This is a genomic window from Candidatus Limnocylindrus sp., assembly GCF_040397215.1.
In the GTDB taxonomy this organism is placed as follows: domain Bacteria; phylum Chloroflexota; class Limnocylindria; order Limnocylindrales; family Limnocylindraceae; genus Limnocylindrus.
The window spans coordinates 1-22,931 of the sequence record NZ_JBBAWK010000012.1; the positions used below are offsets into that span (position 1 = coordinate 1).

The following is a 22,931-nucleotide window of genomic DNA, read 5'->3' on the forward strand; positions in this document are numbered from 1 at the left end:
ACCTCGCTCTCTATCGCGCGGGGTACACCTGCGTCCTCCCTTCGCCGGCATGACCCGGATCAGGTTCGTAGGGTTCGCGGACCTTCCGCATCTCAGCGCCCGATGGCGCTCCCCTGTCGCGATGGCATCAGTCTAGCGCTTTGCTCCGTCGAGAAGCGTGGCAACCCAGTCGGCAACGGAGGGGGCGTGCTCGTGCGCATCAGCCGTATAGAAGTCGTCGGGGTGGAAGAAGGGCGAGTGGATGCCGACCGCATGCGCCCCTGCAGCGCGCGCCATGCGCACGTCGTCGAGGGTGTCGCCGAGGTAGGCCGTCTCGGCTGGCGTGGATGCGTGACCGAGTGCGGCAAGCCCGCGGCGGAGCGGTGCTGGGTCGGGCTTCTGCTCGACTGAGTCGTCGCCATACACAGCCGAGCCGATCAGGTCGGCGACGCCGGTGCGGCGGAGCTGCTCGGCGACGACCTTACGGTCGCCAGCGGTAACGATGCCGAGGGGGATCCCTGCGGCGACCAGTCGCTCCAGCGCCGGGTAGGCACCAGGGAGCAGCTCCGCACCGTGCCCCTTATAGGCACCGTGCCAGACGTCGGCCGCTCCCTCTACAAGGTGCTCGGGGACGCCGAGGGCGGCGTACATGCGGCGCCAGTTTGGCGAGAAGGCCGCGCCATATCGCTCGCGGGTGAGGGGTGGGAGGCCGAAGGACTTCATCACCGCAACGTTGGCTTCATAGACGTACTCGGTCGTATCGATAAGGGTCCCATCCCAGTCGAACAACACGGCCTTCATCGCCTAAGCGTACGTCGCGCCTAGAATCGCTGGGTGAACGAACGAACGAGCGCCCCCATCCCAACCGGAGCCGGCGAGCCGAAGAGTCGCATCAGCGACTTCCCGGGCGGACTGCGTGTTCGCGCCACCTGGGGGAGCAGCGGCCAGGCCGCCGCGGTCTTCGCCCTCTCTGAGGTTGGTGCAACCCTCGTGGACCATGGCGCACTCGGCGCAGGCGCAGAGGGTGACCCTGATCGACTCTGCCGCATGGAGCTGCGCGTTGAGACGCCGGGCGGCGCCTGGGCGGTACGGCTCGCCACCGTCATCTATGACGAGCCGCGCGCAATCCACTGGGACGATGCCCAACTCTTCGTCGTCGGCTACGGCTTCACCGTCTACGCCTTCGGCGCACGCACCGGCGCGCTCGCTTGGAGTCATCAAACTGGGACACCGGTAGTGGAATTGATCGCCTCACCGAGATTCGGTCATGTGATCGTGCAGAGCGAGGTTGAGACGTGGGCGATTCGCGGCGACGGCGAGGTGCGCTGGCGACTGGCGCACAGCGATGTTGTTGGTGCCGCCGAACTGATCGGCGGTCGACTGATCGTCACCAGCATCAACGGTGACGTGCAGGCGTTCGACCCCGACAGCGGCAAGCAAGGCTCATGAACCCCATCGCCCCAATCGGCGCCGCGCTGATCGTTGTCGGGCTGCTGCTCACGCGACGTGCCGATGTGCGCACGCGCGCAGGGCAACTACTCGCCGGCCTCTCCCCCATCTCGCCGACCGAGGCGCTCCGCCTTGCCGCTTTACGTGGCGATTCGGCACCGTATCTAGCCATCAAGGGGAGCATCGACGCGCCAGAGATCTTTGAGGACGAAAACCATCGGCCACTCGTCTTCCGTCGTGAGCGCGTCTCCATTGCCGACGAGGGGGGTTGGCGTGTGATTGATGTCGCCGTGCGCAGCCTCCCATTTGTCATTAGTGATGCAAGCAGCACCATCAGCGTCGCGGCCGCAGATCTTGCCGACGGGCTCGTGGTGGTTGAGCGACGTTGGGAGGGGAGCGTCGCCGAGCTCCATGCCACGGGTCGCGAGTATCAGAGCCCCGAGACGGCGGCGCTGGTTGCGGCGATTGCGGCGAGTGACCCGAAGCGCGGCGCGCGCGTTGGCCTCGAGCAGATCAGCAACTTGGATCGCGCCACCGCAGCCGGCCAACTCGTTGACGGAGAGCTGCGCGCCGGTGTTGGTCGACCGCTCGTCGTGACCACGCTCGAGCGAGCCGAGGCGCTACGACTCCTTGGCGGCGAGGGGCGCGGGCGGCTCGCCAGCAGCACGGCGGCGCTCGCCCTCCTGGCACTCGGCCTCCTGCTGCTCCTTGGTGGCATCGCGCTCACGCTTGCCTCGCCCGCACTCGTTACCGACGCGGCGAGCCCCTCCCCAGTACCCGCACCGACGCCAACGCCAGAATCTGGCGATGCGCGCAACGGCGGGGTTGGCGTTGGCCCCGGCGGACTACTCGGCCTCGCCCTGATGTTCGCCCTCCCCCTCCTCTTCGCCGCCATGGTCGTGCTGATCACGCGACTCGCGACTCGCCAACGCCGCTGACCCAGTACGATCGCGCCATGACCACCAAGCCGTACGACGTCAACGCGATTCGCGCACGATTCCCATCGCTCGCGAACGCCCTCCCCGACGGTCGGCCGATCAGCTTCCTCGATGGCCCGGCGGGGACACAGGTGCCGCAGTCGGTGATTGATGCGTATCGCGACTTCTTCTTGCACTCCAACGCTAACTCCGGCGGCGTCTTCATTACCTCACAGCGGCAGCAACTCGTTGAAGATGCGGCGCACCGTGCGGCCGAAGATCTGCTGAACGCACCGAAGGAGACGGTGAAGTTCGGCGCAAACATGTCGACGCTCAACTTCCAGCTCTCGCGATCGCTAGCGAAGAGTTTGAACCCTGGCGACGAGGTGATCGTTTCGCAGCTTGATCACGACGCAAACTACAGCCCGTGGCTCTGGCTCGCCGAAGACTTTGGCCTCACCCTCAAGGTGATTCCGATCCGCACCAGCGATGCCACCCTCGACATTGAGGCGTACGCGGCACTGCGCTCGCCACGCACCAAGATCGTTGCGGTCGGCATGTCGTCAAACGCGGTCGGCACCATCAACCCGTCCAAGGAGATCGTGCGCCTCGCCCATGAGGCCGGCGCACTCACGGTGCTCGATGCGGTCTGCTCGGCGCCGCACTACCCGATTGATGTGCAGGCGCTCGACACCGACTTCCTGCTCTGCTCCCCGTATAAGTTCTACGGGCCGCATGCAGGGCTCCTCTACGGCAAGCTGCCACTCCTCGAGCGCTTCGGTCGATATAAGGTGCGCCCCGCCCACGATCTCTGGGAAACGGGGACCCCAAGCTTTGAAGGCATGGCGGGAACAACGGCATCGATCGACCACCTCGCCTGGATCGGCCGCGAGTTTGGGCACACGGGCGCACCAACACCACTGACCGGCCGCCGAGCCGAGATTCGTGCGGGCCTGCAGGCGATCACCCTCTACGAGCGCGAACTGATCGTGCACCTGCTCGACCGACTCGCCGAGATCCCCGGGGTCAAGGTCTACGGGATCACCGACCGCGATCAGCTTGACCACCGCACCTCGATCGTCTCGTTCACGATGGAGTGGGCCACCCCAACCGAAGCGGCAACGCACCTTGGCGCAGACGGAATTCAGGTGTGGGATGGCGACTTCTACGCCGTGAATCCAGTTGCGGCACTCGGCCTTACCGAGCGCGGTGGCCTGCTTCGCGTTGGCCTCATGTCGTACAACACCGCCGAAGAGGTCGACCACCTCATCAGTTCACTCAAGGTACTCGCAAAGGCGAGCGGAGTGCAGATCGGCTGATGAGCGCGCCGCTCATCCTCATCACCGTCGCGGATCATGACGAGCCTGGTGACGCTGCACCAATCCACCTGATCAACGCGCGTTACGCCGATGGCGTGCGACGTGCTGGCGGCATCCCCATTCTGATGAGTGCCAACGCCAACGAAGAGCAGCGCGCCACCGCCTTCGCCGCAATGAGTGGCCTGCTCCTCTCTGGTGGTGCCGACATCGATCCGGCGCGGTACAACGAGCCAATTGATGGCGCCATCGGCATTGATCCGGCGCGCGATGCACTGGAGTGGGCGGCGCTCGACGCCGCGGATCGTCGCGGCATTCCCGTGTTTGGCATCTGCCGTGGCTTGCAGTTCTTGAATGTGCACCGCGGCGGATCACTGCTGCAGCATGTCGAGGGGCAGGTGGGCGCGGCGTATCCGGCAGCACCGGCACTCTCGCATCCGCTCGATGTGCAGGGTGGCAGCAAGCTGGCAAAGATCCTCGGCGATCGGACCACGCCACTTGCGGTGAACAGCTATCACCATCAGGCGGTGAGCCCAGAGCGACTCGCCCCAACGTTGCGCGCCTCAGCCTTTACCGACTCGCCGCGCGGCACCCTTGTTGAGGGGCTCGAAGAGCCGGGCGAACGATTCGTGCTCGGCGTGCAGTGCCACCCGGAGCGCACCGAGAGCAGCCCCGCCGACCTTGAGCGTGTCTGGGCCGCATTCGTTGAGGCGGCACGGGGGCGTTAGACCTGAGGGGTACTCCCAACTGTGGGTGGAGTGGCACAATCTGAGCCATGAGCAACCACCCGCCTGAGGACGACACCGACTTCCAGAAGAGTGATCGGAGCGCCCGACTCCTCCGCACCCTGCGCTACGTGGAGGCCGCCGGCGAGGCGGGGATCCGACCCGAGGACCTCGCCAAGAAGCTCGGCGTTAGCCGCCGCACCGCCTATCGCGACCTGCAGGCGCTCGAAGCGAGTGTTGGTGTGCCGGTGTGGAACAACCTCGGTCGTTGGGGCGTGTCGCAAGAGGGGCTTCTGCCAGAGCTGCGCTTCAGTAAAGACGAGGCAATCTCTGTGGTTCTCGCCGCGCGACTCCTGGCAAAGTTTTCCACCGGCTACGACCCGGAGCTTGGCGCGGCGCTGATGAAGCTCGGTAGCCTGCTCGAGAATCCACTACGCAGCGCCGTGGAGCGCACCGTGACCCAACTCAGCCTGCTCACCACCGATAGCGATGCGCGTGAGCGGCTGCGCCAACTCACCACCGCCTGGGTCACAGGCCGTGTCGTTGAGTTCGACTACGCACCAGCCTGGAGCAATCCGGGGAGTAGCCGCCGCGCCCGTGTTCATCTGTATCTGATGGAGCCGTCGGCGGCAACGCACACCACCTACCTTATTGGCCACGACGAGACGCGCAACGCGCTGCGCACTTTCCGCGTGGACCGCATCAGCAACGTGCGCGTCACCACCGCAACCTTCGACCTGCCGAGAGATGTGGAGCTGGAGCGCACCCTCGCCTCGGCATGGGACATCGTCGCCGACCAACCGCTCGAAGAGATCGTGATTCGCTTTAGCAAAGAGTCGGCCGCCCGAGCCAAAGAGACGCGCTGGCATCCGTCACAAACCATTGAAGAGCAGCCCGACGGTTCGCTCATCTGGCGCGCGCGTGTCTCCGGACTCCTTGAGATTCGCTCGTGGGTGCTCACCTGGGGCGAAGGCGCCGAGGTGCTCCGCCCCGACGCGTTGCGCGACGACATGGCACGCACGCATAGTGCCGCCGCTGCGCGATACGGCGCAACCGTAAAGCCGAACGCATAGCCATGGATGCGGAGCAGTTCAAGGCGGTCAACCTAATCAGCGACCCGATCCACGGCTATATCGAGCTCACCAAGCGCCTCACCTCCGAGGGTGCCGCGGCCACCGGCCACACCCACGAGGAGGCGGCTGAAGAGGAACTGCTCGACAGCCCCTGGCTGCAGCGCCTGCGCCGCATCAGCCAGTTGCAGAGCGCGCGCTGGGTCTTCCCCACCGCCGAACACAGCCGCTTCTCGCATGGCCTCGGCGTGATGCATGAGGCCGGCCTCTGGGCGCGGCACCTTTACCCGTCACTCGCCACGCGGCTCACGAACGACGGTGAAACTCCCCCGAGCGAAGGGCTCGTTGTTGAGACCCTGCGCGTTGCCGGTCTTCTGCACGACGTCGGCCACGGGCCCTTCGCGCACTTCTTTGATCACGCCGTTCTGGAAGCCTTCCCCGCCCCCGCAGATCCGCGCCGACCGAAGGGGAAGCGCCTCGCCCATGAGGATCTCTCGGCACTGATCATCGAGCGCGAACTTGCGCCGATCATCACCAAGCTACGTCGGGCACCTGGCGACTCGGCTACCCGCGATGCTTTCGCGGCAACAGAGTCGATTGATCCACGCTGGGTCAGCTTCCTTATCTCCAAGCCACCGCTTGAAGATGCAACGGTTCCGACCTGGGTACGCATCATGCAGCCGCTTCTCTCTGGCGTCTTCACCGTCGACAACCTTGACTACGTGCGACGCGATTCCTACATGACCGGCGTGCGCACTGCGGCGGTCGATGTGGAACGTCTTCGTCACTACAGCTTTATTGGCGCGCGCGGCCTCACGCTGTACGAGCCAGCCGTTGGTGCTCTCGAGTCATTCCTCGGCGCGCGGCAGTTCTTGTATCAGCAGGTCTACCTGCATCGCACCGTGCGCGGCATCGACCTCGACATGAAGGAGGCCTTTGCGCCAGGAATCCGAGCGATCTTCGGTGATACCTCCCCCGCCGACGACCTTGCCGCCTACCTGGAGCTCGACGAGTACACCCTGCTGCACCAGGCGGCCCGCTGGTCGCGCGGTCAGGATCTTTCACCGAACCCGCAACCAAAAGACGGCACCGTCACCCCGGCCGTGGCCGACGCCTGGCGCGCCGTGCTCTTCCGCAGCCCCCGCTGGCAAATGGAGGAGGAGCTCCGCGCCGACTATTTCGAGGAGCCGCTCCCGCACGATCTCGCCGACCGGCTCGGTACCCCGATCCCTGGGGAGGTCGAGATCGATGTCGCCTACTGCGACCCCCGGCACGTGGAGGGGGACGCCGCCGACCGCCTTTTGGCGGTGGAGGGGCCCAACGGCCGAGAGGGGCGCCCCATCTCCAGCCTATTACTGAAACTACCTCTGTATTCAGTGGTCGCTAGGCGCTATCGTCGCCGTTAAGGGGCCACCCAACCCTCAGTAGAGGATTGCCTCCCCCTATAGGGAGGTGCCCGCCATGAGCTGCCAGTCATACGTCACGGCCCCACGAGGGACCCGCCGCACGATCATTTTAATCGCGCTGCTTGCAGCAGCACTGCTCGCGCCAAGCGCGTCGGCAACAAACCGACACAAGGTGCTGCCGTCCGGCATGCGCCCAATTGAGAGTAAGGTGCTCCTCCGCGGCGCCGACAAGAACGGCACCCTCCATCTCATCGTTACCCTTCGCATCCCAGGCCTGGGTGCACCGCGATCCGCTGGCGGCGCTGCGCAACCATTTGCGTTGCAGGGCGCCCAGATTCGCGAGCGCATCAGCGCACGCGCAGCCATCACCGCTCTTGGCGGCACGGTGAATGCTGAATACCGCTACCTCTTCAATGGACTTCGCATTCACATTCCAGCGACGCAACTGGAAGCGCTTCGAGCCAACCCACATGTTGCCGAAGTGCAGCTCGTTACCCGTTACAAGCGAATGACCGTCACCGGCGGCGCAGTGAGTGGCCGCGGTGGCGCAACCCCATCCAATGGTGGCGCAGCCACCGAAGTTCAGGCGAAGAACGTCTGGGCGCAGACCTTAACGTCGAAGGCCGGCACCGGCTACGGCGTGAAGGTTGCCGTGATTGACACGGGCATTGACTACACGCATGACGACTTTGTTCGAAACGGTGATGTCACCTTCCCAACCGCGAAGGTAATCGCTGGCTACGACCTTGTCGGTGATGATTACGCACCGGGAGACGGTGGCATCCATGAATTGCCGCAGCCTGACAGCGATCCAAAGGACTGCACGATCGCCCAGGGTGGCGGCCACGGCACCCACGTCGCTGGCACCATTGCCGGCTTCGGCATCAAGTCCAACGGCATCACCTATGGCATCTCAACTTCTGAGCGGTACACGAGCACGCTCAACACTTCGACGTTCAAGCTCGCTCCAGGAATGGCGCCACTGGCGTCGCTCATCGCGATTCGCGTCTTCGGTTGCGATGGTTCAACAGAGGTCACCGCGGACGGCATTGAGAAGGCGGTCGCCCTTGGGGCGAACGTTATCAACCTCTCCCTTGGCTCGGCGTACGGCATCAAGGGTGGGGCTGAGCAGGCCGCGATCAACGCCGCCGAGAAGGCCGGCGTCACCGTAGTCATCGCCGCAGGAAACGAGGGGTCTGAGCCCTTCCTCGTCGGCTCCCCATCCACAGAGGATGGAGCGATCTCGGTTGCCGCGCTCGACGACCGCGCGTCGTATCCAGGAGCCAAGATCACCTTTACCCCAACCTCCGCAGTTCTGGGCGGAGCTAGTCCCGTTGCGTTCTCGAATACCAATGTGTTTGATCTAACCACCCCGGTCGAAGCTCCAATCACGAGCCTGTTCACCATCGCGGATCCAGCCGCGTATTCGCTCGGGTGCCCGACAGTAGGAGACGATGGCACGGCATATGGTCCCCTTCTCTGGGATGACACAGCCAACCTCACGGGAAAGATTGTCATCCTTCGCCGGGGCACCTGTACCTTCAAGGAGAAAGTTGCCGCCATGTCCGCTGAGGGCGCTGCTGGCGTCATCATCTTGCAGATGATTGACGTCATCGATGGCGCGGATAATACGCTCGGAACTGGGGATGACGACAACGCGTCGTACCCACCATTCCAAGGCGTAAACACGCCAACCGCATTGATTCCAGTACTCATGCTGAACGGGACCGGCGAGACTGCGCTCGTCGCAGCCTTTACCAATCCCTTGACTCCCGATGGTGCGGTGGTCACCATCTCCGCGCTCGCAGCAGGCATTGCGAACCCGAGCTATCACACCGTCGCGGAATTCTCATCGGGTGGACCGCGCTGGGGCGACCTTGCGCTGAAGCCTGAGATCGCGGCTCCGGGCGTCGACATCGTGTCGGCCGCTTCGGGGAGCACTGATGGCGTTGCTTGGTTCAGCGGCACCTCCATGGCAACCCCCGTGGTTGCTGGTGTGGCGGCGCTGGTCAAGCAGGCGAATCCAACGTGGACCCCTGCGCTGATCAAGTCAGCGCTCATCAACACCGCAAAGTCGGTCGGTAGCAACGTCTTGCTCCGTTCTGTCGGTGCCGGTCGAGTCAATGCCCTCAACGCCGTCAAGGCGAAGGTCACGATCGATGCAGGGCCGAACGCCACGATGAGCTTCGGCATGGTCTACGGCGACGCAGCCGCAACCCTCACGAAGAGCCAGAAGTTCATCGTAAAGAACAACGGCACCACCACGGCGAACTACAAGTTCGCTGCTGCAGCTGCCGCAGGGTTCACGATTCCGAGCGGCATCACGGTGAAGATCTACAACGGATCATCGCTGGTGAAGAACACAACATTCATTAGCTTGGGCGCCGGGAAGTCAAAGACCCTTACGGTCAAGCTGGTTGCCAACACAACCGCACAAGAGAGCTTTGCCACGGGCAACGCGCTCAACGTGATCATTTCCGGCACATCGAGCGGCAAGCCGTCGCTGCGGCTGCCAGTGTTCGCCATGTTCCAGCATGTGGAGAAGTTCACCTTCGCCGCGTCGGGCACAGCGAGCCGATATGACTATACGTACACGGTATCGACCATCGGAGCAGGAAGCTTCAATGTTTACCCATATGTCTGGTTGGCCCGCGACGGTCGCGAGCGAATCGGCAACGGGGCTGATATCAAAAACATTGGCTTTAACGCGGATGGCATTCAGTCGGACTGGGCAACTACTGGCGACGGTGATTTTAAGATGGTCATCACCAGCTGGGACCTCATGTCTAATCCTGCACTAAACGAGTGGGATATTGAACTCGATACGGACCATGACGGTGTCGGTGACCAGGTTATCGTTCTTGCCGACACGGGATTGGTGAATACCGGCTATGCCGACGGAACCCTCGGCTGCTTCTACGTCGATACCCTCAATTGGAACACTGGTGGCGCCGGAAAGATTTACGACTTTGTGGATTACGGAGAGTGTTCCACCAATGTGAATCCCGTCACATCAGTTGTGTCGCTTTCCATCAACCAGAATTGGCTCTGGGGCAGTGAAGATGGTGTTGGATTCAGGGTGACAAGCTATAACGGTGGTGGCTGGGATTCAGATTCGTCTGGGTCCGCATGGCTTGAGGTGAATTTTGATGACCTCGTTATGACTTCGGGATGGTTTATGGATAATCTTGTGATAGCCCCAGGCGTCCCAAGTGGCACAGTTTCTGGTGCACTCCCTTCGTTCGGGTTGCCAGCACCAATTCCAAGGTTGCAGACGACGCAAAGCCTCGGGTGGCTTTTCTGGAACGAGATGAATGGCGGAGTAAGCACTGAGATCTACGAGGTTCTGGTTCCGCCCGCTTCGTAACACGCATTCGCGTTCGCGAGGAAGAGCGGGACGTCACCTCGAAAGGGGTGGCGTCCCGTTTTTACACGAGGTGAGGGGAACTGCTCAGCGATTCGCCCGTAGCCAGGCGAGCACGAGCGACATGGAGCGGCAGTCGGCGGCGTTGTACTCGGTGCCAGAACGGAAGTAGTCGTAGTCGGCGAGGCGCTTGTGTTCGGCGGCGGCGTGGCCATCGGCGGTGTATGCCGCGGCCATTGCGCCCATGCCGTCAGCGGGGCCATCACCCCATGAGACATTGATGAGCCCCTCGGCGCGCATCGCCTTGGCGATGTCTTTCAGGCCGAAACCGTAGGCGCCGCGCACACTGACCGGCACCTTGTAGACGAGCTCATCAAAGGCATCGAACCAACCGATCTCCTCGGGGAGCGACCAGGTCGGGTGACGACCGGCGGCGGAGTCGGCGGCGGTGAAGAGCAGGTTGCGCTCTGCGGGTGACCAGTGCACGATGCGGGTTGACTCCCATGCGAGGTTGAGGGAGCTGCGCCACGCGTCCATAAAGGCGACCCAGGCGTCGAGCACGGCGCGCTCCGATGCGGCGTTAAGCCGATCGCCACTCCACTGCCCGAATGCGGGGAACCACGATGCATCTTCGGCGCGCGGCGTAAAGAGTCGTTCCCCGACGTTGGCACCAGCTGCGGTAGCGGCGGCAATCTCGGCGGTGGTTGGCTCACGGCCATCGACTGAGACAAGGCAGCCGATCTGGAAGATGCACGTGGCACCACCAACGCTCGGCAGCTTGGTGAAGTCGTCATTGAGGTTTCCTGAGTTCTCAAAGTCGACATGGAACTCAATGCGCGCAGGGGTACGCCAGTGCGCATCATCACGCAGCTCGATGGTCGCGGGAAGCACCTTCGCGTTTGCAGCGGCGGATGCGGAGACGTAGTTGGCGGCAAGTACGGCGGCGAGTCGTCGTGGTCGCGCATCACCCGTGACCCCGAGTCGATCAGGCGAGAGGCCTGGCTCGTCGCGGCGCTTGATGCCAGCGGCAATCGCGGCGTCGCGTAGGTCTGGCCCAACGCCTGGAAGGTAGGTGAGCTCGCCGATCTCGCGAGCGATCTTGCGCTTCGCCTCGCTCCACGGCTGATCTTGGTCGGCGTTCATATTCGGGTAGAGCTCTGGTCGTGTTGGACGCGGCAGCGCATCCCAGGTGCCGCCGTCACGGCGAACGGTGCGGATCCACTCCAGTGCGCGGCCCACCTCAACGGTGAGAGGGGTCTCGTCATCGCGTGTGCTCTCGCGCTCCACCGGAACTCGGGCGAGTCGTTCCAGTGCGCCGCTCCCCCGCCCCTTGCTGCTCATCCAGGTGCGGCCGAGGAGGAAGGCATCGGCGGGGCAGTAGCCCTGCAGGCGGGCAACGGCGGCGGTGTACACAAGTACTTGACCGGCGTAATGGCGATGCGAACTACCCGCGAATCCGCTCACCGAGAGATCGAGCGTGGAGAACTTCACATCGACCACCACGTAGTGCCATGGCGGCGCCTCACCGCCATCAGGGGCAAGGGCTGGCGCAGAGAGAGCCGCCTCACTCGGGTTGATCGCGCCAGGAATAAGTCGCGCAAGCGCATCGCTGCGCACCAGCAGGTCAATGGCGCCATAGGTGCGGTCCTCAGGATTGCGCACCACCGCCTGCTCAATCAGCTCAACTCCTTCGCGCATCGCGGCAAAAGTGGCCTCGGCGGCAGCCAGCGTGCGCGTCGCCTGCCAGCCGTCAGAGATCATGCGGTGCGAGGCGACCTTCGGCTCCAGGATCTCGAACATGCGCTTTTCAAAGCGATTTCCCTGCGCAAAGAGCAACTCACGCAAGTCGTATGGGCTTGGTGGATCGGCATCGGCGCCCACATCTTTGGCGAAGCCCTTGCTGGTGCCGTGCACCTCGAGCCAATCAAGGAGCGGATCGCGGCGCAGCCAGTTTCGCGTCTTCGATGCCGAGACCCACTCGCGCCAGGCGGTGCGATCGGTTGGATCTGGATTACGGACTTCGCCGTTGTCGGCGGTCGTGATGGCGGCGACGCCGGTGATGGGGGGCGGGGTGGCGCGATAGCGTCGAAGGTCGTCCATTCCCCCTACGATCGCACGCGGCTCTGCTTTGTGCTGCTGGCGCGCTCAAAGGAGATCAGCGCCACGCCGCCGAGCAGGAAGAGTGCGCCAAGCGCCAGCCCTCCATCGAGTGCCTCGTTGAGCAGGCCAACGCCGAGTGCGGCGGCCACGAGTGGCTGCAGGAAGAGCACGCCAGCAGAGAGTCGCGGCGGTGCCGCCGCATAGCCGCGGTACCAGCAGCTCCAGCCGATAGATGTGGCCCCAACGCCGAGATAGAGCACGGCGAGCAGCGTGCCTGGGGTCGTGGCCGCCGCGAGGTCGATACCGCCGATTGCGAGCTCTGCCACAACGAACGGGAGCATCATGGGAATCGCCAGCCCAGCGCTCAGCGTCACGGCGTTGCGGGCGCCGACCGCGGCAACGATCGGTCGACCGAGGCTCGAGAAGAGCGCCCACGAAGCGCCACCACCAATCAGCATCACGATGCCGAGCAGCCGGCTCGCACTGGCGTCGGCGACAAGACTCTCAGTGCCGCTGCTGCGAAGCGCCAGCGCTCCAACGCCGATCGCTGCCAGCACGATGCCGAACCATGCCTGACGCGGCACACGGATCCCTTCGAGCGCCCATCCAAAAATCAAGACGAAGACTGGCGTTGCCATGGTGACGATGGAGCCTTCTACCGCAGACGTCAGTGCGGTGCCAGCGAACTGCAAAAGGATTGACGCAGCAACGGCGAAGCCAGCACGCAGCACGGCACCCTTCGGAGCCTTCGCCCATCCGAGCGACTCGCCACGCAGGAGCGTGAAGATGGCCAGCGCGGCCACGCCAAGCAGAAGACGAAGCAGGCCGAGCGTTGCCGGCGGGATCGCGGCGAAGGTTTCCGCTGAGACCACATACATGCCGCCCCAAAGTGCGGCCGCAATCGCGAGGTCAGCGGTAGCGGCACGGGAAGTGACTCTGGTGGACATCTGCAGGAGTGTAGCCGTAGCACCACGAGAAGGGCGTAGGATGGTCGAATGAAAGAACAGTTGAACGAACGACTCACGCGCACCCCATTTCGTCCGAGCGCCGACGCCCGCGCCGACTATGAGACCGATGGCACGACCTTCGTGCAGTATCTCGCCCGTCGCGCCGCCAAGACCGTGATCCTGCAGCCACTACAGCAGCTACTCGCCGTACAACGACCAGGCGGGCCAATCCCCGCAGCCGCACTCGTCTGCTTCGCCTATTACGCCGTCGCAGCGTCCACCAGTTACGGGCGCGGGTATCGACAGCCGAACTTCTCCAGCGAGCGCAGTGCTACAGAAAAGGACCGAGAGACCTCATCGGTCATCACCGCGCGGTCGGTGGGCGCACGCGGCGATCTTGCCGCCGAGATCACCGCCGAGGTTGAGGGGATCGGGCGATTCACTGGCAACGAACGCATCCTCGGAACGACGGTTGGGTTGCGCGGGCTCGGCATGGCGGCTCCGTCGCAGTTCTCCTTTGAGACGACGCGGGGGCGTGGCGCGCTGCTCCTGGCCTGGCGCGGCGAGGCCCGGGGAACGGTCACCACGGAGCTCGCCCCCTCGCTCCGGGGCACCACGGTTCGGGCGTACGGCAGCCTCGCCTTGAACGACGATGCAGGGAGCACGGGGAAGGCAACGCTCAATCGTGAGGGGCTGGTCTCCATCACGGTCACCGACCGCAGTGGAGGGGTCTACACCCTCAACGCCCCCCTCAAATAGCCCCGCGGCATGGCACCATAGCGGCATGATTGTTGCGAAGCGCCCCGCCCCGCTCGACCCGGCCGCCATCGCCGCCGTGCGTCGCCCATTCGACGAGGCTGACATGTTCCCGCCACGAGTCTTCCACGACCAGGCGATCTTTGACTGGGAGTCGCAAGAGATCTTCCGCCACGAGTGGCGCTGTGTGGGCCGCGAAGAGGAGACGCCAAACATTGGCTCCTATCGACTGCTGGAGTTCGCCGGCGAGCAGGTGATCATCTCGCGCGGCGAAGACAACAAGCTGCACGCCTTCATTAATGCCTGCCGTCACCGCGGCGCCACACTGATCGAAGGGCCAACCGACGGAAAACCAGATTGCGGCGAGGCGAAAAAGATCGTCTGCCCGTATCACGCCTGGGTCTACGGCCCCGACGGCAAGCTGCTGAAGGCGAAACACACCGAAGATCTGAAGCGATTCAACCCTGGCGACTACGACCTCGTGCCGCTCCGCTGTGAAACGTGGCAGGGATTTGTCTTCCTAACCCTCGACAAGGAGGCCGAGCCGCTCCTCACCTACCTTGACGATCTCGTCGATGTGTTCGCGCGCTTTGACTTTGCGCCGTTGCGACTCGCCCAGCGTGAGACGTACGACGTAGCGGCAAACTGGAAGATTCTCGTCGAGAACTACTCCGAGTGCTATCACTGCCCTGGGGTGCATCCACAGCTGAATGCGCTCACCCCGTACGACCTCGGCGAAGATATCCCGGCGCGCGGATGGTGGAAGGGCGGCTGGCAGCCGCTCGTCGGCGAAGCACTCACCATGGGACTCGACAAGGGATCGCACTCGCGCCCATGGCTCAAAGGGATGACCGAGACCGACGCGAAGCGCATCCAGTACTTCGCCGTGTGGCCAAACCTGCTCCTCTCGCTTCACCCCGACTATCTGATGGTGCACATGATCGAGCCGCTCGGCCCAGGTCGATCGCGCGTCGTCTGCGACTGGTACCTGCACCCCGACACACTGAAGCTTCCCGACTACGACTTCTCTGATGCGCATGGCTTCTGGGATATGACGAACCGCCAGGACTGGCATGTGTGTGAGCTGCAGCAGCGCGGCACCGCCTCAAGTATGTTGCCGCCAGGGCGCTACACCGAACTCGAGGCGAGCGTGCAGGCGTTCGACCTGATGGTCGCCGACCGCTACGCCGCCGACGGGAACCGCACCTCGCGTGGCTGGGCCGCCGGTCTCGCCCCAGGCGATATGGAGGGAATTGACTTCAGTGATCGTCAGGCGGCACGCGCCGCCATTGCCGCAAAACTCGCCGCCGCAGCCGAGTAACGACGTGACCACACCGACACACGGCGACCCACAGGCGGCTCGCTTCCCGGTTCCAACCGGTGAGGCACACACCCTCACCGCCGACGAGTACCTCTCACCTGAGGCCTACGAGCGCGAGCGCGCAGCGATCTTCAACCGCACCTGGCAGATCGTGGCGCGCACCGCCGACCTCACGCGCCCCGGCGACTTCGTGCCGGCCAACATCCTCGACGAGCCGATCGTCTTGGTGCACGGTCTCGATGGCACGATCTCTGGCTTCCACAACGTCTGCCGCCACCGCGCCGGCCAGGTGGCGCTGAGCAAGGGGAACCGCAAGAGCCTGCAGTGTCGCTATCACGGCTGGACGTATGGGCTCGACGGTGCCCTCAAGAACTGCCCCGAGATGGACCGGACCGAGGGGTTCCGCAAAGAGGACTTCGGGCTGATTCCCGTGCGCACCGCCATCTTCGGGCCGTTCATCTTCGCGAACCTGAGCGCAGATGCACCACCACTCGAAGAGGTACTCGGTGCGATCCCGAGTGAGATTGCCGCCGCCGGTTTTCCGATGAACGAGATGCAACTCGTGGAGCGCCGCGACTACATCGTGGAGTGCAACTGGAAGGTGTACGTCGACAACTACCTTGAGGGGTATCACATCCCCATTGCACACCCCGCCCTCTTTAAGGAGCTCGACTACGACGCCTACAGGGTGGAGCCGTATCGCTTCTATTCCAAGTCACTCGCCCCGATTCGCGACCTGAAGGAGGGCGAGGTGCACGGCGTCGATCGTCGCTTCATTCGCAGCGGCGAGGGCGAAGACGATGCACTCTACTACTGGTGCTTCCCGAACATGATGTTGAACCTCTACCCCGACAACCTCTCGCTCAACCTCGTGATCCCCCTCGGTCCGAACCGCACCCTAACCATCTTCGAGTGGTACTTCGCCTCGCCGGGCACCGGCCCGGGCTGGGAGTCAATGCAACAGGGGATCGCCTTCAGCGACCAGATCCAGCAGGAAGACATCGTGATCTGTGAACAGGTGCAGCGCGGCCTGAAGTCGAGTGCCTACACCTCGGGGCGCTTCTCAGCGCTCCGTGAGAACGGGGTGCATCACTTCCAGTCGCTGGTCCGCGAGTTCCTCGCCTCCGAGACCACACCGCGCTAAGCAGCACTCGGGGCTAGGCGAGCCCCATCTCCCCCATTGGGCTCGACGGTCCCTCGCTGCGGTCGTGGAGCTTGAAGCGTCGGTCAGGGAGCTGAATCGGGTTGTTCTTCAACGCGGCGCGCGCCATCACCTCACCCACAATCGGTCCCTGCTTATAGCCGTGCCCTGAGCCACCACCGGCGAGCCAGATCGCAGGGTTCTCGGGATGCTGATCGAGCACATAGTGGCCACTCTTGGTGCGTTCGTGCTGGCAGGCGCGTGTCTCCTTGATCGGTGCACTCTTGAGCGCTGGGAATCGCACCGCGCACTCGCGTGCACGTGCAATCGAGGTTGGGTGCGCCTCGTCGGGCCAGTTACTCGGATCAAAGCTCCCCGCATCGAACTCCGGGCCAACCTTCACGCCGTGACCCTGGTCGTTCGGAATCCCCCAGACGGCGAGCCCTTCGTCAATCCAGGTTGGCATCTCGCCCACACCCATGTGCGGCGCATCGAAGTAGATCGCATCGCGGCGCACTGGGATGATTGAAGCTTCGGCATCGGCACCAACCAGCTGCGGAAAGAGTTTTGGGAGCCACGGCCCCGCCGCCCACACGGTTGCACCCGCGGTGATTGGTGCGCCGTTGGCGTCGAGCGCACTGCCGTCTGCTGCAGGGGTTGCACGACCGCGTGTAATCACGCCACCCTCGCGTTCAAACATGCGCGCCGCTGCGCGAACGCCGTTCCCCGCGCGCAGGAAGCCGGCGGTCGGCTCGTAGAGCACTGAGGTCAGGCCATCGGTGCCGAGTGCGGGCCAACGGTGCAGCGCCTCGTCTGGGGTGATGCGCTCGCACGGCACACCAGCCTCACGCATCCGCTGCTCCGAGTTCGCCTCCCAGATACCATCGCCCGACACGAACCAGGCGACACCACTCTCCACAAAGATCTGCTCGCCGGCCTGCTCGCCCAGCTCTTTCCACGCAGGAAGTGTGCGCTGCGTCCAACTCATCAGCAGCGCATCCTCGCCATGCGAGTGGCGAATGATGCGGCTGTAATCGCCAGAGGTGGTCTTAGGGCCGCCGGGCTCGCGCTCTTCAATTAGTTGCACCGAAGCGCCGAGTCGTCGTGCGTGTAGCGCGGTCCAGGTGCCCCAGACACCGCCGCCAACAACGAGCAGGTCGGGTGCGACGCCCGCCATGGCTACTTCTTTGCGCCGAGGGTGCGGAAGCGCGAGAGGAACTCCTTGGTGCGTGGGTCCTTCGGCGCGTCGATCACCTGCTCTGGTGGCCCAACCTCGGCGAACTCGCCCTGATCCATGTAGTAGACGCGGTCGGCAGCTTCGTGCGCAAAGTCCATCTCGTGGGTGACCACAATCATGGTGCGCCCTTCATGCGCCAAGTCAGCCATCACCTTGAGTACCTCGCCGACCAACGTTGGGTCGAGCGCTGAGGTTGGCTCGTCGAACAAGAGCACCTTCGGCTGCATCGTGAGTGCGCGCGCAATGGCGACGCGCTGGCGCTGTCCGCCGGAGAGTCGCGATGGATACTCGTCGCGCTTCTCGAGTAGGCCGACCTTGGCGAGATACTTCTCGGCGATGGCCTCCGCCTCTTTGCGGTCCATCTTCTTCACATGCACTGGCGCTTCGATGCAATTCTCAATCACGCTGAGGTGCGGGAAGAGGTTGAACTCCTGGAAGACCATGCCAGCGCGCATGCGCACCTCACGAATGCGCTCCTGTCGCTCACTCCCCTCTTTGTGGAAGGGGTCCGCACCAACTATGACGCCATCAATCTCTACGGTGCCGTCGGTTGGATCTTCGAGGAAGTTCAGGCTGCGCAGGAAGGTGCTCTTCCCGGAGCCAGATCGCCCCAAGATGCAGACGGTCTCGCCTGGCCACACGGTGATGGATGCGCCACGCAGCACATGATTCTCGCCGTACCACTTGGTGATGTTCGTGGCTTTGAGCACCGGCTCAGCACCAGGCTTCACCAGAATTCCTGGCTTTTCAGCAGGATGCAATGGATGCGCATTTGGCGTATTCGAGAGGCTTTTCATGTCACTCATCCTCGCACCGTCTTATTTCGATCGCCAGCTGAGAGGCGGCTCTCAATGCGATTCTGCAGGGCGGTAAAGACGATCGTCAGCACCCAATACACCATGGCCGCGATCATGAAGGTTTGTAGCGTCTTAAACTTTTGCGCACCAATGTTCTGTGCCCTCCACAGAATCTCATGCAGCGACACCGTTGAGGCGAGCGCGGAATCTTTAAGCATTGCGACGAAATCGTTACCGATCGCAGGCACAATAATGCGGAACGCCTGTGGGGCGATGATGCGCAAGAAGGCTGTGCGGCCCGACATACCAAGGGCTACGGCAGCCTCATGCTGACCGAGCGGTACCGCCTGCACGCCCGCACGGAAGATCTCGGTCATGTAGGCGCCGTAATTCATGCCAAGTGCCACGATCGCGCACAGGATCGGATCGAGCACGATCCGCACCTGCGGCAGCGCGAGATACCAGAAGAGCAGCTGCAAGATGAGTGGGGTACCGCGGAAGAAGCTCACATAGAACGAGGCGGTCCCGTTGATCACGGCATTCCCGGAGAGGCGGCCAAGGGCGCCAACCGTGGCAAGAAGGGTGGCAAGCGTTATGGACGCAGCCGAGACGAGAATCGTTAGCCCAATGCCGCCCAAGATAAATGGGGTGGCGCTCGTCATGAAGTCAAGCTCAACGTTGAGAGAGGTGGCAATGAAGATCAGGAGGAGGGCAACGACGGCACCCCAGGTAAGACGGAATCGACGGCTCCATGCCTTCGCGCGACTGGCTTGGGCATCGGCGACAGCTAATGCGAGGCGCTGTTCGTCGCTCACTCGATCCCTCCCCCAGTGGCTACAAATTCAACAAACAATCTCGGAGGGGGCGTGGCTACCACGCCCCCTCCGAGCGGTATCCGCGTTCAGATACCGATAACGTTTGCGTTACGGCTTTGACTTGTCGATGCCGTCCAGGTTCTTGATAGAGAGGCTCGTCAGCGTGCCATCGTCATGCATCGCCTTAACAATCACATTGAGCTCCGCAAGCAGGGTGGCGTCTGGCTTGCCGCCCTTATCCAATGCGAATGAAACCTTGCTGGAGAAGTTTGCCGTTTCGTTCAGGAACTTGAGCGTCCCCTTTGACTCAGCAACTGCTGCGACAAGGAACTCCTTGCTCTGTGCCATGAAGTCCCAGTCGGTCGTTCGGCCGGCGAGGTAGGCCTCAATGCACATGTGGTCTGTCTTGTACGTCTTCAACACTGCGCTAGTTGGTGGAGCGTTGTACACGTCCATAAAGGAGTTCGTGGTGAGCTTTCCCTCAATCCACTGGGAGTGGGTTGTAGCGTCGCCCGCGCAACCGACCTTGCCGGCCAAGTCCGCGAGAGTCATCGCCGTTGAGTCAGTTGGCACAATGACGTAACCAGCTTCGTAGAAATATGGGGCAACAAAGTCCACGACCTTGGCGCGGCCCTCGGTCTGGGTCATGGAACCGATTGAGACATCCCATCGGCCTGCCCAGCTGCCAGCGGTGATTGCCGACCAGTCAGGTGTGACCCATTCGATTGTCACCCCGAGGCGCTTCGCAACCTCGCGAGCGGTGTCGGAGTCAAATCCGACGTACTCACCCGATGCGTCAAGGGATGAATATGGTGGATATGCGGGGTCGGTCGCAATCTTGATGACCTTTGCCGTGCAGATTGAACCGAGAAGGCTCGTAGCTGGCTCGCCCGCGGCGATCGCCTTCTCGCAAACGGTGCCGGCTGCGGCACTTGCGCTTGGGCTCGCGGTTGAGCCACCACAGGCTCCGACCACGATTGCGGCACCCGCAAGGAGCGCCAGGAGTGTCGACTTGATCTTCATCTCGTCACTACCTCACATAATCCGGCGGGGCAGGCCCAGCGGGCCACCTCGGCGCCTTGAGGGCGATGATCCCACTCTCATCAGCCTGCTGCCAAGGGGTTGCGCGGGCTGCCCAGGCCGTAGGATGCCCCCATGAGCAGTCGAGCCGCCTCGGGTCAGGTCCAAACCGTCCTCGGCCCCGTCGCGCCCGGCGACCTCGGTTTCACCCTCCCCCACGAGCACACCAAGTGCAGCCTCTGGTGGATCGAGAACCGCTGGGACTACTGGGAGCTGATCGGCGACGAGCCACGGATCAACGAGGAGCTGGCCGCCTATAAGGCCCTCGGCGGCGGCACCCTGGTCGATGTGACCCCGATTGGCATCGGCCGAGACCTGGCGCGGCTGGCCCGCCTCTCGCAGGCAACCGGGCTGCACATCGTTGCTGGAGCCGGCTGGTACCGCCAGGCCTACTACCCCGCCGAGGCACGCATCGATCGCCGCTCCACTGACGATCTCGCCGACGAGATCGTGCAGGAGTTTGTTGACGGCCCGGTTCGCCCAGGGATCATCGGCGAGATCGGCACCGACAAGCCGTGGGTCACCGCGCAAGAGGAGCGCGTCTTCCGCGCCGCCGCCCGTGCCGCCCTGCGCACTGGTGCCTCGGTCACCACCCATGCGGTGCAGAGCGACGTTGGCCTGGCACAGCTCTCGATTCTTGAAGATGAGGGGCTCGATCCGGCGCGCATTGTGATTGGCCACTGCGACTCGCATCCTCGCATCGAACATTGGCGCGAGATCGCACGACGCGGCGCACATGTTGAGGCCGACTTCTTGGGGATGAGCTTCACGCCGCTTGAGCGCGCTGGTGAGCCGAAGGTCGTGGAGCTGATCAGCACACTCCTGAACGAAGGGTTCGAAACGCAGATCCTGTTGAGCCAAGATGTCTGTCACGACTCACAGCTCGCCTCATACGGTGGGAACGGCTACACCTATCTGCAGAAAACTTTCCTGCCACGGCTGGCTGCGGCGGGCGGCAACGCGGCAACGATCAAGACGATCACCGTCGAGAATCCGGCGCGACTCTTAACGCTGCGCACGCCCGCCTAGCGGCGCGCGGCGACCAGCACCCCGCTAAAGAGGATCAGCGCTCCAAGGAGCTGCCCGGGTGCTGGAATCTCACCGAAGATCAGCGCCCCTGCAACCACGGTCATGAGTGGCTGCACAAAGAGGAGCACCGAGCCCACAACGCTCGGTAGGTGCGGGATTGAGGCGTTGATCAGCGGGTAGCCAAGCACCTGCGACATGAGGGCGAGGAGCACCAGGTAGCCGACCCCTGGCCAGAGGTCGGGCGGGAGGAGCGTTCCGCCAGCCGCGGCGATGAGCCCCGAAACGAGGATCATGCCGATCGCTGCGTCACGCAGCATGCCGAACGGACCCACGGCGCTCGACCCCGAGGAGATGCGGCGCGTGATCACCAGGTAGAGGCCATAGAAGCTTGCCGCGCCGAGCCCCCACAACACACCGAGTGCGGGGTCGCTGCCGGCTGAAACATTAAGTGCGCCGGCGAACGGGTCAGCCACACGCGCGAGCAGCGCTAGTCCAAGGAAGGCGAACGGAATCGCTGCAAGAGCACGACCCGGGGTGCGCTCCCCGGTCAACGCCGCATAGATGCCGACGATGAAGACCTGCGCGTTAGGCACCACCGTCGCCAACCCCACGCCGAGAAGTGGTATGGAGATGTGAAAGCACTGCAGGTCGAGGGCGAGGAGCGCGCCTGCGCCGACGGCAAGGATTCGATCGCGCCGATGTGCCGTATGCCCTTCACGGCGTGCGATGAACCAGAGGAACGGGAGTGATACGGCCCCACGAAAGAGGGTCACAACGGCGGGTGACCCGCCTGAGAGTTTGGCGAGTGTCGATGATTGAGAGATGGCGATGGCGCCGAGTGCGGCGCCAAGCCGCGGGTGTCGCGTTGCGAATCCGAGTGGTGCAGATGGCATTGCTGCACGATACACGGCGCCGTGCGTTAGACGCAGAATCGCCGCAGCCAACCCGCCAGTGAGCTGCGGCGACTCGTTGATATAGGGCGGCTAGCGATTAGTCGTCTTCGCCGTCCTCGTCGTCAGCTTCGCCATCGTCATCTCAATCGTCGTCTTCATCGCCGGTGCCACCGCCCGCTGGAGGCGGGATCACGACTGGACCAGAGGTTGGGTCCGGATTGACGGCTGGTGCATCGGTCGGATCCGCCGCACCGTTTGCCTCAGGTGCCGTATCAACGTCCGCATCGGCCGTGGCATCAACGTCTGCATCGACCATCGGATCAACGGATGCGGCGGGCGACTGGTCTGCCGCTACCGCTGCATCAGTTCCGCCGAGTGGGGGCAAGATGCCTGCCTGGCTGGCGAACGCCCCGCCGATTGAGAGGCCGAATCCGGCGGCCAGCACGAAGGCAACAATCGTCGACGCTGGGCTGCGGCGGCTTGAGACTGCCTGTGGTGCGTACTCCGGGCGCCATGGCTCCATCGGTGCGAGTTCCTGGCCCTCGAATGAGCTCTTGTTCTTTGCCATCAGAGTGCTCCTTTCAATCGC

At 63.6% G+C, this 22,931-nt stretch carries 20 protein-coding genes and 1 riboswitch; of the genes, 11 read left to right on the forward strand and 9 right to left on the reverse strand.

Annotation, left to right across the window (positions count from 1 at the left end):
* Positions 1 to 18 precede the first annotated feature (18 nt).
* Positions 19 to 125, reverse strand: a riboswitch (TPP riboswitch).
* A 7-nt stretch (positions 126 to 132) separates the two neighbouring features.
* Complete coding sequence (locus AC3LCN_RS04090) at positions 133 to 780, reverse strand: HAD family hydrolase (RefSeq protein ID WP_488648818.1); 648 nt, start codon at positions 778 to 780, stop codon at positions 133 to 135.
* Positions 781 to 813: 33 nt separating this feature from the next.
* Between AC3LCN_RS04090 and AC3LCN_RS04095 the strand changes: the two genes are divergently transcribed.
* Genes AC3LCN_RS04095 through AC3LCN_RS04125 form a run of 7 tightly spaced genes read left to right on the forward strand, consistent with a single transcriptional unit; the run spans position 814 to position 10,229 of the window.
* Positions 814 to 1,428, forward strand: coding sequence for an outer membrane protein assembly factor BamB family protein (locus AC3LCN_RS04095; protein ID WP_488648819.1), 615 nt, complete (start codon positions 814 to 816; stop codon positions 1,426 to 1,428).
* Positions 1,425 to 2,366, forward strand: a complete 942-nt coding sequence (locus tag AC3LCN_RS04100; protein WP_488648820.1) for a hypothetical protein — start codon at positions 1,425 to 1,427, stop codon at positions 2,364 to 2,366. Before AC3LCN_RS04095 ends, AC3LCN_RS04100 begins: the two co-directional genes overlap by 4 nt.
* A 17-nt stretch (positions 2,367 to 2,383) precedes the next feature.
* Positions 2,384 to 3,664, forward strand: a complete 1,281-nt coding sequence (locus AC3LCN_RS04105) for a cysteine desulfurase-like protein (RefSeq protein WP_488648821.1) — start codon at positions 2,384 to 2,386, stop codon at positions 3,662 to 3,664.
* Positions 3,664 to 4,389, forward strand: coding sequence for a gamma-glutamyl-gamma-aminobutyrate hydrolase family protein (locus AC3LCN_RS04110; RefSeq protein ID WP_488648822.1), 726 nt, complete (start codon positions 3,664 to 3,666; stop codon positions 4,387 to 4,389). Before AC3LCN_RS04105 ends, AC3LCN_RS04110 begins: the two co-directional genes overlap by 1 nt.
* A 47-nt stretch (positions 4,390 to 4,436) precedes the next feature.
* A complete protein-coding gene (locus tag AC3LCN_RS04115) occupies positions 4,437 to 5,459 on the forward strand; it encodes a helix-turn-helix transcriptional regulator (protein ID WP_488648823.1) in 1,023 nt (340 codons plus the stop codon).
* A 2-nt stretch (positions 5,460 to 5,461) separates the two neighbouring features.
* Positions 5,462 to 6,862, forward strand: coding sequence for an HD domain-containing protein (locus AC3LCN_RS04120; protein WP_488648824.1), 1,401 nt, complete (start codon positions 5,462 to 5,464; stop codon positions 6,860 to 6,862).
* Positions 6,863 to 6,917: 55 nt separating this feature from the next.
* Positions 6,918 to 10,229 (forward strand): S8 family peptidase, encoded by a 3,312-nt coding sequence (locus tag AC3LCN_RS04125; protein WP_488648825.1) that lies wholly within the window; start codon positions 6,918 to 6,920, stop codon positions 10,227 to 10,229.
* A gap of 84 nt (positions 10,230 to 10,313) precedes the next feature.
* Here AC3LCN_RS04125 and AC3LCN_RS04130 read toward each other — a convergent pair whose 3' ends face one another.
* Both AC3LCN_RS04130 and AC3LCN_RS04135 read right to left on the reverse strand, forming a co-directional pair.
* Positions 10,314 to 12,326, reverse strand: coding sequence for a hypothetical protein (locus tag AC3LCN_RS04130; protein ID WP_488648826.1), 2,013 nt, complete (start codon positions 12,324 to 12,326; stop codon positions 10,314 to 10,316).
* Positions 12,327 to 12,331: 5 nt separating this feature from the next.
* Positions 12,332 to 13,273, reverse strand: coding sequence for a DMT family transporter (locus tag AC3LCN_RS04135; protein WP_488648827.1), 942 nt, complete (start codon positions 13,271 to 13,273; stop codon positions 12,332 to 12,334).
* A 48-nt stretch (positions 13,274 to 13,321) separates the two neighbouring features.
* Here AC3LCN_RS04135 and AC3LCN_RS04140 point away from each other — a divergent pair, with 48 nt between their 5' ends.
* From AC3LCN_RS04140 to AC3LCN_RS04150, 3 genes are read left to right on the forward strand one after another with little or no spacing between them, the layout of a single operon-like run.
* Positions 13,322 to 14,032, forward strand: a complete 711-nt coding sequence (locus tag AC3LCN_RS04140) for a hypothetical protein (protein WP_488648828.1) — start codon at positions 13,322 to 13,324, stop codon at positions 14,030 to 14,032.
* 25 nt (positions 14,033 to 14,057) lie between these two features.
* On the forward strand, positions 14,058 to 15,350 hold the full coding sequence (locus AC3LCN_RS04145) for an aromatic ring-hydroxylating oxygenase subunit alpha (RefSeq protein ID WP_488648829.1): 1,293 nt from the start codon (positions 14,058 to 14,060) through the stop codon (positions 15,348 to 15,350).
* A 4-nt stretch (positions 15,351 to 15,354) separates the two neighbouring features.
* Positions 15,355 to 16,494, forward strand: coding sequence for an aromatic ring-hydroxylating oxygenase subunit alpha (locus tag AC3LCN_RS04150; protein ID WP_488648830.1), 1,140 nt, complete (start codon positions 15,355 to 15,357; stop codon positions 16,492 to 16,494).
* Between the two features lie 13 nt (positions 16,495 to 16,507).
* On the opposite strand, the gene AC3LCN_RS04155 is transcribed toward AC3LCN_RS04150, so the two are convergent.
* The 4 genes from AC3LCN_RS04155 to AC3LCN_RS04170 form a co-directional block, all read right to left on the reverse strand.
* Positions 16,508 to 17,668, reverse strand: coding sequence for an NAD(P)/FAD-dependent oxidoreductase (locus AC3LCN_RS04155; RefSeq protein ID WP_488648831.1), 1,161 nt, complete (start codon positions 17,666 to 17,668; stop codon positions 16,508 to 16,510).
* A 2-nt stretch (positions 17,669 to 17,670) separates the two neighbouring features.
* Entirely contained in the window at positions 17,671 to 18,534 is an 864-nt protein-coding gene (locus AC3LCN_RS04160; protein WP_488648832.1) for an amino acid ABC transporter ATP-binding protein, read from the reverse strand.
* The gene (locus AC3LCN_RS04165) at positions 18,531 to 19,340 is read right to left on the reverse strand and encodes an amino acid ABC transporter permease (protein WP_488648833.1); all 810 of its coding nucleotides are present in this window, start codon (positions 19,338 to 19,340) and stop codon (positions 18,531 to 18,533) included. The genes AC3LCN_RS04160 and AC3LCN_RS04165 overlap by 4 nt, the downstream gene beginning before the upstream one ends.
* Before the next feature lie 108 nt (positions 19,341 to 19,448).
* Positions 19,449 to 20,363, reverse strand: a complete 915-nt coding sequence (locus AC3LCN_RS04170; RefSeq protein WP_488648834.1) for a transporter substrate-binding domain-containing protein — start codon at positions 20,361 to 20,363, stop codon at positions 19,449 to 19,451.
* Between the two features lie 132 nt (positions 20,364 to 20,495).
* On the opposite strand from AC3LCN_RS04170, the gene AC3LCN_RS04175 reads away from it, so the two are divergent.
* Complete coding sequence (locus AC3LCN_RS04175) at positions 20,496 to 21,449, forward strand: phosphotriesterase family protein (RefSeq protein ID WP_488648835.1); 954 nt, start codon at positions 20,496 to 20,498, stop codon at positions 21,447 to 21,449.
* On the opposite strand, the gene AC3LCN_RS04180 is transcribed toward AC3LCN_RS04175, so the two are convergent.
* Entirely contained in the window at positions 21,446 to 22,342 is an 897-nt protein-coding gene (locus AC3LCN_RS04180) for an EamA family transporter (RefSeq protein ID WP_488648836.1), read from the reverse strand. The genes AC3LCN_RS04175 and AC3LCN_RS04180 overlap by 4 nt on opposite strands.
* A 142-nt stretch (positions 22,343 to 22,484) precedes the next feature.
* Positions 22,485 to 22,910, reverse strand: a complete 426-nt coding sequence (locus AC3LCN_RS04185; protein ID WP_488648837.1) for a hypothetical protein — start codon at positions 22,908 to 22,910, stop codon at positions 22,485 to 22,487.
* Positions 22,911 to 22,931: the final 21 nt, after the last annotated feature.